Annotated in this window: 15 protein-coding genes; 14 read left to right on the forward strand and 1 reads right to left on the reverse strand. The window is 62.1% G+C overall.

The annotated features are described in order from the left end of the window. Position 1 precedes the first annotated feature (1 nt). From CGLUCO_RS02575 to CGLUCO_RS02610, 8 genes are all read left to right on the forward strand, one after another. Positions 2–985 (forward strand): type VII secretion-associated protein, encoded by a 984-nt coding sequence (locus CGLUCO_RS02575; protein WP_005390455.1) that lies wholly within the window; start codon positions 2–4, stop codon positions 983–985. Between the two features lie 159 nt (positions 986–1,144). Next, positions 1,145–1,462: a WXG100 family type VII secretion target gene (locus CGLUCO_RS02580; RefSeq protein ID WP_084036634.1), complete on the forward strand. Its 318-nt coding sequence runs from the start codon at positions 1,145–1,147 to the stop codon at positions 1,460–1,462. A gap of 39 nt (positions 1,463–1,501) precedes the next feature. Beyond that, positions 1,502–1,792: a WXG100 family type VII secretion target gene (locus CGLUCO_RS02585; RefSeq protein ID WP_005390453.1), complete on the forward strand. Its 291-nt coding sequence runs from the start codon at positions 1,502–1,504 to the stop codon at positions 1,790–1,792. A 523-nt stretch (positions 1,793–2,315) separates the two neighbouring features. After that, positions 2,316–2,759, forward strand: coding sequence for a 50S ribosomal protein L13 (rplM, locus tag CGLUCO_RS02590; protein WP_005390452.1), 444 nt, complete (start codon positions 2,316–2,318; stop codon positions 2,757–2,759). Further along, the gene (gene rpsI, locus CGLUCO_RS02595; protein ID WP_005390451.1) at positions 2,756–3,331 is read left to right on the forward strand and encodes a 30S ribosomal protein S9; all 576 of its coding nucleotides are present in this window, start codon (positions 2,756–2,758) and stop codon (positions 3,329–3,331) included. The genes rplM and rpsI overlap by 4 nt, the downstream gene beginning before the upstream one ends. Before the next feature lie 354 nt (positions 3,332–3,685). After that, positions 3,686–5,029 carry a phosphoglucosamine mutase gene (gene glmM, locus CGLUCO_RS02600; protein WP_084036635.1) on the forward strand — a complete coding sequence of 448 codons (1,344 nt, stop codon included), beginning with the start codon at positions 3,686–3,688 and terminating at the stop codon, positions 5,027–5,029. 169 nt (positions 5,030–5,198) lie between these two features. After that, on the forward strand, positions 5,199–5,507 hold the full coding sequence (locus CGLUCO_RS02605) for a hypothetical protein (protein WP_005390449.1): 309 nt from the start codon (positions 5,199–5,201) through the stop codon (positions 5,505–5,507). Continuing rightward, positions 5,504–7,150 carry a hypothetical protein gene (locus CGLUCO_RS02610; RefSeq protein ID WP_084036636.1) on the forward strand — a complete coding sequence of 549 codons (1,647 nt, stop codon included), beginning with the start codon at positions 5,504–5,506 and terminating at the stop codon, positions 7,148–7,150. The genes CGLUCO_RS02605 and CGLUCO_RS02610 overlap by 4 nt, the downstream gene beginning before the upstream one ends. A gap of 338 nt (positions 7,151–7,488) precedes the next feature. Here CGLUCO_RS02610 and CGLUCO_RS02615 read toward each other — a convergent pair whose 3' ends face one another. Next, on the reverse strand, positions 7,489–8,346 hold the full coding sequence (locus tag CGLUCO_RS02615) for a poly(ethylene terephthalate) hydrolase family protein (RefSeq protein ID WP_005390446.1): 858 nt from the start codon (positions 8,344–8,346) through the stop codon (positions 7,489–7,491). Positions 8,347–8,686: 340 nt separating this feature from the next. Here CGLUCO_RS02615 and CGLUCO_RS02620 point away from each other — a divergent pair, with 340 nt between their 5' ends. From CGLUCO_RS02620 to tsaD, 6 genes are all read left to right on the forward strand, one after another. Beyond that, on the forward strand, positions 8,687–9,445 hold the full coding sequence (locus tag CGLUCO_RS02620; protein ID WP_231286096.1) for a CAP domain-containing protein: 759 nt from the start codon (positions 8,687–8,689) through the stop codon (positions 9,443–9,445). An 80-nt stretch (positions 9,446–9,525) separates the two neighbouring features. Further along, positions 9,526–10,632, forward strand: a complete 1,107-nt coding sequence (gene alr, locus CGLUCO_RS02625) for an alanine racemase (RefSeq protein ID WP_070740422.1) — start codon at positions 9,526–9,528, stop codon at positions 10,630–10,632. Positions 10,633–10,673: 41 nt separating this feature from the next. Further along, the gene (locus CGLUCO_RS02630; protein WP_070740501.1) at positions 10,674–11,249 is read left to right on the forward strand and encodes a tRNA (adenosine(37)-N6)-threonylcarbamoyltransferase complex ATPase subunit type 1 TsaE; all 576 of its coding nucleotides are present in this window, start codon (positions 10,674–10,676) and stop codon (positions 11,247–11,249) included. A gap of 50 nt (positions 11,250–11,299) precedes the next feature. Further along, positions 11,300–11,986 carry a tRNA (adenosine(37)-N6)-threonylcarbamoyltransferase complex dimerization subunit type 1 TsaB gene (gene tsaB / locus CGLUCO_RS02635; protein WP_084036638.1) on the forward strand — a complete coding sequence of 229 codons (687 nt, stop codon included), beginning with the start codon at positions 11,300–11,302 and terminating at the stop codon, positions 11,984–11,986. Beyond that, positions 11,973–12,494: a ribosomal protein S18-alanine N-acetyltransferase gene (gene rimI, locus CGLUCO_RS02640; protein WP_005394916.1), complete on the forward strand. Its 522-nt coding sequence runs from the start codon at positions 11,973–11,975 to the stop codon at positions 12,492–12,494. Before tsaB ends, rimI begins: the two co-directional genes overlap by 14 nt. Further along, a complete protein-coding gene (tsaD, locus tag CGLUCO_RS02645) occupies positions 12,488–13,525 on the forward strand; it encodes a tRNA (adenosine(37)-N6)-threonylcarbamoyltransferase complex transferase subunit TsaD (protein WP_005394918.1) in 1,038 nt (345 codons plus the stop codon). Before rimI ends, tsaD begins: the two co-directional genes overlap by 7 nt. The last annotated feature ends 321 nt before the right edge of the window (positions 13,526–13,846 follow it).

Below are 13,846 nucleotides of genomic sequence, written 5' to 3' on the forward strand. Positions count from 1 at the left end.
CATGCCAGCTAACTACGACACAGACCACGTCGTGACCGTCACCGTCGATGACATCGCCACCGTCATCGACGGTCCGGACACCGTCTACCGTTACGACCTGCCGGCCACCGGCATCATAGAAGGATGGGCCGTGCCCGCCGTCGTCGACCAAATCAAAGACCTCTGCTCCGAATACTGGCCCGACATCGAGGTCGTCATTACCGCCGATGAACGCACAACAGAGATGCTTGCCCGCACCCTGCTAAATAAAGGCATCGCCGCCTACTCAAGCAGCGTGCTACACAAAGACGACCCGCCACAACCCGTGGAATCCTATCCGCTTGAGGAGCCACAGCCAGGAGAATCACGGGCGGCTGTCTACCGCCCGCAGGCCCGGTCCGGTGCCAGCACACTGCTCACCCTCACAAACGCTGCAATCGCTGCGGTCGTCCTCCTCGTTATTGCACTGAGCTGGTGGGCAATCAGCTCAGCCCTGCCGGGAGCAACCCGGGACACACGCGCCGCCGACGAGACCACGGTGGCGCCCTCACCCGTCGCCACCACCTCAGACCCGGAAACCGAAGAGACAGTGGATAACGAGCCAGTCACTGTCAGCGGTGGGGGACTGGAGATGAAGACCCCACCCAACTTCACGCTCACAGCCCGCCCCGACGGCGCCTACACCGCTGAAGGGCCGGACCCGGATCTGCGCATCGTCGTGGCGGCGGATCCCGTCTACGGTGTGCAGCCCCAAGCCGTCGAAGCGGAAGTGCTGCGCATGGTGGAGGAGGATCCCACCCTGACGCTTGTTGAAGGCACAGGCGAGGGCAAACCGGTGGAGTATATCGAGCTTCCCGGCGACGGATCGCAGGTGAACTGGACCACGTGGGTGGAAAAAGATAGGCAGTTCTCCGTGGGCTGCCACTCGCGTGGAGAACCCACCTACGCCCACAAAGCGGCCTGCCGGATGGCTGCAGATACCCTCACTTACCAGGGAGAAAGATAAATTTTGAAAAAGTGGGAACCGATTGGGTGGCTCATGCAGTCTAAGTAAATGAAGGAACAAAAAGGACGCCTTCACCGCCCCGCAATCGGCCGCCAGGCTCGGGGACGGGCGGGAAACAATAGAAGCAACACATACAGATCCTTATAAAAGGGGGACACCATGTCAGGAATGTTTGCAACCGAATCAGAGGTGATGGTCAACACCGCCAAGAACGTTGACGCCACCAATGACCAGGTCCAGGCGGAGCTCAACCGTGTGAAAAGCGTTGTCCAGGATGTAGCCGGAAGCTGGAAGGGCTCGGCCAGCACGTCCTTCGCGGGCCTCATGGCTCGTTGGGACGACTCAGCAATGCGCCTGCGCTCGGCGCTGACAGATATCGCCACCAACATTCGCTCCAACGCGTCGCAGTTCGACTCATCCGAGGCCGACAACTCGCAGGCGTTTCGCTCCATTGAGGTCCAAGGCCTCGCGCTGTAAATACACGCTCACCAAGCACTATTAAAGGGGAACAACACCATGGAATCACTGATTAGATACGACTTCGGCGCCATCTCGGCCGCCTCAGCTGACATGCGAGCCACCTCCGGTCGCATCAACGGACTGCTGGGAGATCTCAAGTCCCAGATCGCGCCGATGGTAAGCACATGGGAGGGCGACTCCGCTGTCGCCTACCAGGATGCTCAGAACCGGTGGGACCGCGCCGCCGGTGAACTTAACCAGATTCTGGAAACCATTGCCCGCACCGTCGAGGATGGCAACCAGCGGATGAGCGAGATGAACTCGCGCGCCGCCGCCAGCTGGTCGTAAACACCCACCACGTCGAACACCCAGCGACCTGCCACCAGGCCTTCTGCACCCTTCACCCCTTCGCACGTCCCGGATTCCCTATTCATACGGGTCCCCGTGAGCCCCATCGCCGCGCGCACAATCATCCCCCCGATAGTGTGCGGTAGGGCGTGTGGAGGGCTGAGGGTGCAGAAGGTTTTTCTGCGCAATTGGGTACAACTGTCACGGTGGCTAGTACGTGCGTTCTAAGAACGTGCACTGGCTGTAGTGGCGAGCACTACACGTTGCGACGTGCGCTGGCTGTAGCAGCAAACGCTATTTTGTCGTAGGAGGATTTTTTGGTATGGTAATGCGCTTGTGTACGCGAGCGTGCGTCCGAGTTATCGGAAATGTGATGACGAGGGCAAACGCAGGCCGCACCGAAGCCTCGGGTCTCCACCGGCCGCCGTGTGTTTCGTTCCTGTAGTCGCGAAAGCGAGTGCGGGGAGTGCGTCGCATACACCATGGCTGGCAAAGTTTTAGACAGTATAGACAAGGAGTCAGTGTGTCTACATACCACCCGAAGAGCGGTGACATTACCCGCAAGTGGTACGTCATCGACGCTACCGACGTGGTTCTGGGCCGCCTGTCTACCCACGCTGCAAACCTGCTTCGTGGCAAGGGCAAGCCTCAGTACGCACCCAACGTCGATTGTGGCGACTACGTCATCATCATCAACGCCGATAAGGTTGCGATTTCCTCCAACAAGCGCGACCGTGAGTTCCGCTACCGTCACTCCGGTTACCCGGGTGGCCTGAAGAAGCTGACCCTTGGTCGCTCCTTGGAGCTTCACCCCGAGCGCGTCATCTTCGAGGCGATTGAGGGCATGATGCCGCACACCCGCCTCTCCCGCGCTTCCATCAAGAAGCTGCGCGTGTACGCAGGTGCCGAGCACCCGTACGCCGACAAGAATCCCGAGACCTACGAGATTAAGCAGGTGGCACAGTGAGCGAAGAGAACGTAGAGAAGGTAGAGAACGTAGAGGCCAACGAGCCGAACGTTGCTTCCGCAGAGGACATTGCTGCCGCCCAGGCTGCAACCGAGGAGTTCACCTCCACCATCGGTGATTCCATCGCTCCCGAGGCTACCGAGGACACCGCCGCTGAGGCTTCTGTTCTCACCCCGGCTGAGCTGGATCACCCGATTCAGACCGTCGGTCGCCGGAAGCGCGCCATCGTCCGTGTGACCATGGTTGCTGGCTCTGGCAAGATCACCTGCAACGGCCGTAGCCTGGAGGAGTACTTCCCCAACAAGCTGCACCAGCAGGATATCCTGTCCCCGCTCGTACTTCTCGAGCGCGACGGTCAGTTCGACATCAAGGCCAACCTCAAGGGTGGCGGCCCCACCGGCCAGGCCGGTGCTTTCCGCCTCGCGATCGCCCGTGCTCTTAACGAGTTCAACATCAACGATCGCCCGGCCCTGAAGAAGGCTGGCTTCCTCACCCGCGATTCCCGTGCGGTGGAGCGCAAGAAGGCCGGTCTGCACAAGGCACGTCGTGCCCCGCAGTACTCCAAGCGTTAAAAACACGCCTTTTTCAAAAAGCCGCCTGCACATCCTTCGATGTGCAGGCGGCTTTTTTGTTCCCCGATGCCAGGTGAATCACAGCCGGTGGTCGGTTCACTAGGGGCTCCTACTCCTAATCCAATTGGCGTGTTGTTTGCCAGAATGCCGACTACCTGGCTACGGATATCCGCCAAACCACTAGAGCCTGTTTTCCCGAGAAGATCATGCCACTGATGACTAACCAACAACCGGATAAGTTATTACTTGGCTGGCCCACGCTGTGTTCGTCTGTTGCTCTCGGAGCATGAGCACGGCTGCGCTGGATGCTGCTCAACGGGCTGGGGAATGAGCCACGTTGTAACATGAGAGCTTATGGCTCGACTTTTTGGAACTGACGGAGTTCGCGGACTGGCGAACAAAACTTTGACCGCGCCTCTGGCATTGCGCCTTGGTGCCGCGGCAGCCCACGTGCTCACGCGCGATGCAGATACGACAAAGCGACGCCCCGTCGCCGTCGTCGGGCGTGACCCGCGCGTCTCCGGCGAGATGCTCGCCGCAGCGCTTTCTGCCGGCATGGCCAGCCAGGGCGTCGATGTCCTCCGCGTGGGCATCATCCCCACCCCTGCCGTCGCCTTCCTCACAGATGATTACGATGCCGACATGGGTGTTGTTATCTCCGCGTCCCACAACCCGATGCCGGACAACGGTATCAAGTTCTTCTCTCGCGGCGGGCACAAGCTTCCCGACGCCGTTGAGGACGAAATCGAGCAGGTCATGCAGACTCTTCCCGACGACGGGCCGACGGGTCACTCCATCGGCAAGGTGATCGAGGAAGCTCCCGACGCGAAGGAGCGCTACCTTGACCACCTCGCAGCCTGCGTCGACACGGATCTCACCGGCATCACCCTCGTCGTTGACTGTGCCAACGGCGCAGCGAGCAAGGTAGCACCCGAGGCCTACAAGAATGCCGGTGCCACCGTCATCCCCATGTACAACACGCCCGACTCGTACAACATCAACGAGAATTGTGGTTCCACCCACATCGACAAGCTCCAGGCAGCCGTCGTCAAGCATGGAGCAGACCTCGGCCTCGCGCACGACGGTGACGCGGACCGCTGCCTCGCCGTCGACAAGCATGGAAACGTCGTGGACGGTGACCAGATCATGGCAATCATCGCCACAGCCATGAAGGATCGAGGAGACCTGAAGGACAACACCCTCGTTGCCACGGTGATGAGCAACCTCGGCCTCAAGCTGGCGATGAACGACCACGGCATCGACCTGAAGACCACCAAAGTGGGCGACCGCTACGTGCTCGAGGAACTGCGCGCCAGCGACCTCAGCCTCGGTGGCGAGCAGTCCGGCCACATTGTCTTCCCCGACTGGGGGACGACCGGCGACGGCCTGCTCACGGGTCTGTCGCTCATGGCCCGCATGGCGGAGACCGGCAAGCCCCTCGACGAGCTCGCCTCCATCATGACGGTCCTGCCGCAGGTGCTGGTCAACGTTCCCGTCTCCGACAAGACCGTGATCGCGGATTCCACCCAGGTGAAGGAAGCCATCGCCGTCGCCGAGGAAGAACTCGGCGAGGCCGGTCGCGTCCTCCTTCGCCCCTCGGGCACGGAAGAATTGTTCCGCGTCATGGTGGAAGCGCCCGACGAGGCGACCGCCCGGAAGATCGCCGGCAGGCTCGCCGCCGTCGTCGCCGACGTGTAGGAAAAAGAAGTATCTGGTTTGGGGGAACCATTTGCCGCTCTCGTGCCGTCTAAGTAGTAGACGGTAGGAGGGCGGCTTTCTCGCTTTTCCTGCCTGAACCCGGTGGGCACGGTGGGCACCGCGTCCGCGGGGACCGACCTGCAAGAAATGTGAACCACCAGGGGGAAACATGCACATAGATACCGAGAAGAGCCTGCGGACGCTGCAGCAGCTCCGCGATCAGCTGGAGACCTTTGCGGCCGACCTGCGCGGCAGCGAGCCGATTGTCACCAGCGACATGCTAGGGGAGGGGTTCGCAGACCAAGCGCGGATCATCGCCAGGCAACTCAATTCGATTCACCAGGAAAACCTGCGGCGCTCCCTTACGCTTATCAACGCCACGAGGAAGGCAGAGGCGCAGATTCATGAGCTGGTACGCCAGGAAGCCGTGAACGTCCATACATTGGGAGCCATCGACGCGGAGGGCGCGACACGATGACGGACACGAGCGCATACAAAGACTCCGTAGACACGATGACCCAAGTCGCGGGTGGGCTGTGGGTTCCGAAGCACAGCGCAGAGGAAGTAAAAGAAAAAGCCTCCCGCACCCGCGGCGCCAACTACGGGTTGTTCCGACGATCCACCTCTCGTCTTATCCCGCGCAACCGGAGGAATAAGGAAGGCATCCTCTCGTACGTCTTCGAGATGCTGTTTGAAGCAGTGTTCTTTAACGTCGCCGGTGTTGCCGGTGGATGGGTCATGGAAAAGCTGAGAAGCCTCTTTGATCGGTCGAAAGAAAGCGACCAGGACGCAGGCGACGCAGGCAAGGAGGCCAATGATGTTGGAGATACCGCAGAGGACATCGACACCGATGCGGCCAAAGAAATACTTCGTGTTACGAAGGAAACCAACGACATCGTGAAAAAACTCGCGGAGCAACTTGCCACCACCGACCGCGATGAAGACCCTGATGGCTACGACGCGTGCGTGAAGGCCGGCGGCGCAATCGTTGATGCCACAGGCGACTGTGTCATCAAACTCTGTACCGCCCGCGACGAAGCGGTAGAGCAGTGCCTCGACACCTTCATCAAATCAAATGAGGGTAGGGCCGGTGTCAGCGGTGGAGATACCGCGACGTGTGCGGCCCCGAACGTGGTAGAACACGAAACAGGAAAGAGTGCCTCGTGTGATCCGACACCAGCACCGACATGCCCGCCGTCTCCCGCAGGTTCTACTCCGCCAGCTGCGCCGCCGGCGCCGCCGGCGCCGCCGGCACCGACGGCGACGCCGACAACTCCGGCGGGGACAACTCCGCAGCCTCCGGCACCAACACCGGCACCGCCGACACAACCCGCTTCCACCACCCCGCCGCCTGTAGAAACAATCCCGGCAACGCCCGCCACGCCCGAGGTGACACCCCCACCCAAGGGGACGAAGACCAACACCAACTCGGTTACCGTAAACGTCAATTGCGAATGCGACGGTGACGAGGCGAAAAACCACCAGCAGACGCGACGGGTTGTTCCGGCAGATGCCACAGAAGACCAATCCCACACTCAAGATGCCCACACCGACGAAGACTTGGGTGAGCGGCATGAACATCACTCCCGAACGCACACGTCTACACCGGTGAACACTGAGCCCAATGAGGAAGATCCGCAGCCAGAAGACGAGTGGCCAGATACAGAGAACCCGCAGCCGGAAGAGCACGCACCCCAGCCGGATGGGGATTCTGCCGCTGTGACAGGGGGCATCCTTGCTGGACTGTTGGGTCTGGGAGCAGGTATTCTCATCGCTGAATTCCTGCACAATAACCTCGGGGATTTGCTTGCTGGGCTGACAGGGGAGTCACCAGATGCCCCACCTGCACCGCCAGCTGCACCGCCAGCTGCACCGCCGGTGGAGCCAGCGGCAGCGACAACTCCCGCACCAGAACCAAAACCTGCACCGGCTCAGCCCGCCCCAGCACCCGCACCGACGCCGACCCCGGTATGCACGACACCCCCGCCGACACCAGCACCCGCCCCTGCACCAGCAGGGCCAGCGGTGGCAACCGGCGCACCAACCACACCAGGGGTTGCCTCCTCCACGCCGCCGCCACTGCGTCACGCAGGTGGCGCCCGTAAGGCAGGTGGATGGTGATGAGCGCGTACGACGAGATTAAAGAAAGCTACCATCAAAAAGTCATCTCCAACCTCCGTACTTTTGAGAAAGCGGTGAGCAAGACCACCCAGGATTTCGTCGCGTCGCAGGCGGCACGGCGAGGAGGATACGGAGAACACGGGGCGCAGCGGAAACCGCTAACGGCACAAGTGCCGTCGAAAACAGCCCGTGGACGCGGGCCAGTGCGCTCAGTGTTGACATAAAAAGGTGGCCGGTGGACGTATCCACCGGCCACGGCAGGCTCGGAAAGGTCTAAAGCAGGCACGCCCTGGGATTCCGGTTACGGAGGCTCAGGGTTTTTCCCATGCATCCTACGGCTAGGAGCGCTTGAAGATGGAGGAGGTGTCAACCTTCTCGATGTCCGCGCGGTCGGCAAGCTCCTCGCGGGTGAGGTAGCCAACATTTTTTGCCTCCGCCTCGAAGGCAGAGAAGGCGGAGTACTTCTTTTCGCCACCAAGCTGGTGCAGCAGGAAGCCCGTGACAAGACCGCGGATGTTCTCTTGGGCGGAAGTCTGTGGCAGGCCGAGGCCGACGAAGAGGTGAAGGAGAGCTCCCTCGGCGAAGCCGAGCTGGTTGCCGTTGGAGATCTGCCTGTAGGCCACATCCGCGCCCCAGTTGAACGCCACCGTGGCGGGATTGCCCGCATCCATGAGGCCGTTGGTTTCGGAATCGATGACGAGACCGGGCACTGTCATATGCTTGGCAGCCTCGTAGTTCGACGGGCTAGTCACGGCGGGGAAAATCGTGGCGACGGCCTTGGCCTGCGGGTTATCAAGCGCCGCGAGAATGGCAGCTCCACCGCCCATTCCGTGACCTGCCAAGCCAAGCTTCTTTGGAGACACGGTTACGTTGCCACTTCCCAGCTTCACACCCGCGAGCACCTGTAACGCGGTTTGAAGGTCGGCGGCGAACCCACGGTGGTTTGGGGTGAAGCCCGTTTCCGTGGACGGAGCCGCCACGGCGATTCCCCAACTCGCGAGGTGGCGGAGGGTTGCGTGGTAACGCTTGAGACCCAGCATCCAGTCGTGTCCGAACGCCACGCCGGGGATACCGGAGCCTTCAGCAGGTGTATACACCTTGCCGGGTAGGCCGGCGAAGTCGAGGTCACCCACGAGAACACGGTGGGGGCCACGCTTGGACAACACGGACAATTGCTTCTTTAGATTTTCAGCCACGTAACCAGGATAGTGGATAATTGCACGCGGTGAGGATCCCCGTCCCACCGGTGGCGTAACTGTTTCGGCTGCCCCAGATTCACCGCCGGTGCCTCTCGTCCCACTCGATTTGCGCGGGTGCCACACTTTTCACCTGGCGGTTCGGCGCGTGTCGCTGTTGTTGCAGCGTGTAGGTGCAGGTTAGCGCTCCTTTGGCGTTGTCAAAATCGGTCGTGTCCGGTACATTGGCCAGTATCTGCGTCACCTGATGGGGTTCCCGCAGGCGGCGATGTGGTTGGTAGCATCCCTGAGGCTGCGCCCGGTAGCAGCGGGAAGTATGTATATGAGGAAGGCGAGAAACGTGGTAGGAAAGCACGGACACTCATGCGGGTACCGTCTGCTGTCCGCTGCGACGGCGGGCGCGGTGCTGAGTACCGCCCTGGTTGTCGCTCCGTGTCCGCCGGAAGCCACGGCCGCCCCTGCAGCCCCGTCTACCGCTGCCGGGTCGTCGCAGGATCCGCTCACTACCTGGATGGAACAAACCGCCACGCAGCTGTCCACACTCCTGGTCGGGTTTGCGGCGCGTGTCGGGGCGCCACAGCAGGTGCAGGACATGATTCGGCGGGTGATCGTGGATCTCGTCGCCGTGGCCACAGGCTGGCAGGCTGTCGACGGGATCGTCAATATCATGGATCGGCAGCGGGGCTTGGACTCGCGGGCGGACGTCGTGCTGCAGAACGAGCGGGTGCTTTTTAACAAGATCAATGCCGAACGGCTCCATCGGGGTTTACCTGCCCTCCAGTGGGACGACGATGTGGCAGCCAGCTCTGTGGCTTGGGCAGATCACCTGGTCGCGTCAACGCCTGGTGCGCAGGCCCCTGCGCTCGTCCATGAGACGGGTTCGTACTACTTCAACCACGCCGGTGAGCTGCTCTTCGGCGGTCAGGGATCGTGGGTGGACGCGAATCGGGCATTTGCTGAGTGGATGAAAAGCCCCGGCCATGAGGCGGCGCTGATGTATGAGCCACACCGTTTCGCGGGTGTGGGAATTGTTCAGCGTGGCGGAAAGACTGTCATTGTTGTGCGCTTGGCGGATAAGCCTGGTCGCACCATTCGGTAGCCACTGTTACCGGCTCATGAGTGACCTGGGGTGAGAGCTAATTAACCCCACAGGTGTTTTCGTGGCAAAATTTTGAAACTATGGAACTTACTACGCTCACCATTGATCTGGATGCTATCGCCTCGAACGCCCGCGAGGTGCGAAAAGCTGCAGGTAACGCCGACGTGATGGCCGTGGTGAAAGCGAACGCCTACAACCACGGAGTCGATCTCGTCGTTCCCGTCTTGGAGAAGGCGGGTATCGCGGGTTTCGGCGTGGCGACGATCCCCGAGGCGCGCCAGGTGCGCGAGGTGACTGAGCTTCCCGTCCTCGCCTGGATTTGGCACCCTGAGCAAGATTTGCCTAGGCAGGAGGAGCACATTGACCTGGGGCTTGCGTCGATGGCACAGGCGCGGGCGCTCGCGGCGGATCCCACTCCACGCACCGTCACCCTCGTCATTGATACGGGGCTGAACCGCTCCGGGGTGGATGAGGAGAACTGGGAGGAGCTCTGCCGGTTCGTCGCCGGTGTTCCGCACCTTACGGTCACGGGTCTGTTCACCCACCTGGCCTGTGCCGACGAGGAGGACAATCCGCTGACGGGTGAGCAGGTGGACACCCTCACCCGCGCCCTCGCCGTCGCCCGTGCCTGCGGTCTCAACCCCACGCGCAACCACGTTGCGAACTCTCCGGGGGTTCTCACCAAGGGTGATCTTGGCTTTTCGACGGTTCGTCCCGGCCTTATTCTCTACGGCTACAGCCCCCTTCCCGAGGGCGATACCGCCGGGTACACCCTCCGCCCCGCGATGACGTGGAGCGCCCACGTGACCATCGTGAAGAAGATCCACGCCGGCGAGGGGGCGTCCTACGGCATGACGTGGCACGCTCCGACGGATCGTTACACCGCCATCGTCCCCGTGGGCTACGCCGACGGCCTACCCCGCCGGATGCAGGGCAAACTGGAGGTCGCTATCGGTGGCAAGCGATACCCGCAGGTGGGGCGCGTGTGCATGGATCAGATTGTCGTTGATCTCGGCCCCGAAGAGCCACAGGTTCACCCCGGTGACGAGGCCTTCCTGTTTGGGCCCGGTGACCACGGTGAGATGACGGTGGATGAGTGGGCCGAGCACCTGGAGACCATCAACTATGAGGTGTTGTGCAGCCCGCGTGGGCGCGTGCAGCGTACGTATAGTGGGCGTGGAGAATAACGAAACGGAAAGGTAAGCCGATGGGTGACACGCCACAGCCGATGGTGACCATAGACGATGTGGCAACCGGTGAGGATCTCGTGGGAGCGACCGTGCGCTGCGAATCGGTCGCGGAAACCCAACACGTAGGGGAACTCCTCGGCAGGATGCTTGTCGCCGGTGATGTCGTGCTGCTGCACGGCCCACTGGGTGCCGGCAAGACCACCCTGACCGGTGGGCTCGCGCGCGCAATGAATGTACGGGGGCGGGTAACCTCGCCCACGTTCACCATCGCCCGCGTCCATAAACCATGTACTCCCGCTGACGCGGGAGAACATGGTTCCGCTGAGGCGGGAGTACATGCTTCGGCTGGCGCGGCGCTCATCCACGTCGATGCCTACCGGCTGCGGGAGTCAGGGGAGGACCCGATGGACGTGCTCGAATCCCTCGATTTGGACTGGCAGTTGGCCGATTCGGTCGTCGTGGCGGAATGGGGCGACGGCATGATGGAGCAGCTCGCCCCCGTCTACTACTACGTCGACATCGACCGCGAACGCGCCGTCCGGGAAGACCCGGACTCCGAGGCGCGCTACATCAGCGTCGAAAAGCGCACCTCTGGCACAGGCACCGGCAACTAGGGCGTTAGTATTGTTCCGGTCGCGTCACGGCGGCGGGTAAGGAGAGGTAAATGAACGTACTGGCAATTGACACGTCCACCACCAAGCTGGTGGTGGGGGTGTGCGCACGCACAACGGACACGGTCACGGTGCTCGCCGACGTATCTGTCACAGACTCCCGCCACCACAACGAGCTGCTCACCCCCCTCGTCCAACAGGCACTGGTAGCAGCCGGCGGTGACTTCTCGCTTCTCGACGCGGTGGTCGTAGGCGAGGGGCCCGGCCCCTTCACCGGCCTGCGCGTGGGCATGGCCTCCGCCCAAGCATTTGCCGACGCCCTGTCCATCCCCGTCTACGGAGTCATGAGCCTCGACGCCCTCGCAGCCGAGGTCGCTACCGTGCACCCGGAGGCAGCCTCCGGCCGCCTCGTCGTCGCCACCGATGCTCGTCGGCACGAAGTCTACGTCGCGGCCTACGACAACGGTGACCGTGTGGCGGGGCCGGACGTCGTCAAGCCAGAAGAACTATCCGGCGAATACTCCGCAGCCGACATTGTCTGCGTGCCGGAGGCCCTCGCCGAAAAAGTCGCCACCACCGGCACACGCGTGCAGGTCGAGGTCACCCCGGCAAGCCTTGTTGCCGTCGCGGACTGGGACAGTAAGCCGCACCCGCTGCGCCCGCACTACCTGCGTCGGCCTGATGCAGCAGAACCGAAGCAGAAACCGAAGAGCAAGGCGATCCCTGATGTCCAGCTCTAGCGTTCCGTCAGCTGCGCCGTCTCCGGCGACGCTACGCCCGCTCACAGCCGCCGACGTGACGCGGTTGGAGGAGCTGGAAGCCCAGCTCTTCCCCGGTGACTCGCCCTGGTCGGCGGCAGCGTTCGCCGAGGAGCTGCGCAGCCCATGGACGTACTACGTTGGCGCGGAGCGAGACGGTGCGCTCATCGGGTACGCGGGGCTCGGCTACGGCTTCGGCGAGGCCGAGGTACACACCATCGGCGTCGACCCCGCCTACCAGGGGCGGGGGATCGGCGAGCTGCTACTGAGCGACATCCTGGCCGAGGCCGACCGCCGCCAGTCCACCGTCTTCCTCGAAGTCCGGGTGGACAACGACCCCGCCATCGGCCTCTACAAAAAGCACGGCTTTGTGCAGCTTGGCGTGCGGAAGAATTACTACCAGCCCTCCGGTGCAGACGCGCTGACGATGCGCCGCGACGCGGTCTTCGACCGCGAAAAGAACGGGGGAAAGAAAGGTACACTGTGTTAGTTCTCGGTGTTGAAAGTTCCTGCGACGAGACAGGCGTAGGCATCGTTGAGCTCTCCGACGACGGAGAGCTGACAATCCGCGCCGACGCGGTGGCGAGCTCCATGAACGAGCACGCCCGCTTCGGCGGTGTCGTCCCGGAGATCGCCTCCCGCGCCCACCTCGAATCCATGAGCCCCGTCATGCACCAGGCCCTCGAAGAGGCCGGGATCGGCCGCCCCGATGCCGTCGCCGCGACGGTCGGTCCGGGACTTGCCGGGCCACTCCTCATCGGCGCTTCTGCCGCCAAGGCCTACGCCGCCGCCTGGGGCGTCCCGTTCTACGGGGTCAACCACCTCGGTGGGCACGTCGCCGTGGCCAACCTCGAGGGTGCGCCACTTGGCCACGCCGTCGCGCTCCTCGTTTCCGGCGGGCACACCCAGCTCCTCGAGGTCGAGCGCGTCGGCCTCCCCATGCGCGAGTTGGGCTCCACGCTTGACGACGCCGCCGGCGAAGCCTACGACAAGGTCGCACGGCTCCTCCGGCTGGGCTACCCGGGAGGACCCGTCATCGACAAGCTCGCCCACCGGGGCGACCCGCACGCCATCGCCTTCCCACGCGGCCTCATGAAGCCGAAAGACCCGCGCCACGATTTCTCCTTCTCCGGCCTAAAGACCTCCGTCGCCCGCTATGTGGAGGCCGCCGAACGTGAGGATCGCGTCATCAGCGTGGAGGATGTCTGCGCCTCCTTCCAAGAAGCAGTTGCCGACGTCCTCACCTTCAAAGCTGTTCGCGCCTGCCAGGACGTGGGGGCCGACGTGCTCCTGCTCGGCGGGGGCGTGGCGGCGAACTCGCGGCTGCGTGAACTCGCCCAGGAGCGTTGCGATGCCGCGGGCATTGAGCTGCGCGTTCCCCGCTTCTCCCTGTGCACCGACAACGGCGTGATGATCGCCGCCGTGGCGGCACAGCGCATCCACGAGGGTGCAGAACCGTCGCCGTTAAGCATTGGCACAGATTCCTCACTCGATGTTGAGATTCCTCAGGTGATGGAATAGCTTTCTTAACCTACGCACATGTAGTAAATGCGATTTTTAACCCCCGGTTGGGGGTGAAATGGAAAAATTTTCTACGGCACCGGAAATCGACGTGAGCGGGTTCTGGTGTCACTTTTTTGAAAAACGACCAGGCGAAACGGGTATCTCGTGTGCTAATTTGTTGAACAATGGGCACTTTTTATAACCAAAGTATGATCCTCAGTGAATTTTAAGGCCGCTTAACACTCACTAGACAAAACCTTGGAAAAGGGTAAGAATATTACCTATTGGGAATCAGGCTCCCTCAGGAGTTGTCTCAACAGGAATTTTCAGGACCAAATT

The sequence above is a fragment of the Corynebacterium glucuronolyticum DSM 44120 genome (assembly GCF_030440595.1).
In the GTDB taxonomy this organism is placed as follows: domain Bacteria; phylum Actinomycetota; class Actinomycetes; order Mycobacteriales; family Mycobacteriaceae; genus Corynebacterium; species Corynebacterium glucuronolyticum.

Bases quoted from the DNA above. Each gene is read 5' to 3' on its own strand.
- glmM (WP_084036635.1), top strand. From the start codon at position 3,686: ATGGCTCGACTTTTTGGAACTGACGGAGTTCGCGGACTGGCGAACAAA.
- alr (WP_070740422.1), top strand. From the start codon at position 9,526: ATGGAACTTACTACGCTCACCATTGATCTGGATGCTATCGCCTCGAAC.
- CGLUCO_RS02610 (WP_084036636.1), top strand. From the start codon at position 5,504: ATGACGGACACGAGCGCATACAAAGACTCCGTAGACACGATGACCCAA.
- CGLUCO_RS02630 (WP_070740501.1), top strand. From the start codon at position 10,674: ATGGTGACCATAGACGATGTGGCAACCGGTGAGGATCTCGTGGGAGCG.
- CGLUCO_RS02585 (WP_005390453.1), top strand. From the start codon at position 1,502: ATGGAATCACTGATTAGATACGACTTCGGCGCCATCTCGGCCGCCTCA.
- CGLUCO_RS02605 (WP_005390449.1), top strand. From the start codon at position 5,199: ATGCACATAGATACCGAGAAGAGCCTGCGGACGCTGCAGCAGCTCCGC.
- CGLUCO_RS02575 (WP_005390455.1), top strand. From the start codon at position 2: ATGCCAGCTAACTACGACACAGACCACGTCGTGACCGTCACCGTCGAT.
- tsaB (WP_084036638.1), top strand. From the start codon at position 11,300: ATGAACGTACTGGCAATTGACACGTCCACCACCAAGCTGGTGGTGGGG.
- CGLUCO_RS02580 (WP_084036634.1), top strand. From the start codon at position 1,145: ATGTCAGGAATGTTTGCAACCGAATCAGAGGTGATGGTCAACACCGCC.
- rimI (WP_005394916.1), top strand. From the start codon at position 11,973: ATGTCCAGCTCTAGCGTTCCGTCAGCTGCGCCGTCTCCGGCGACGCTA.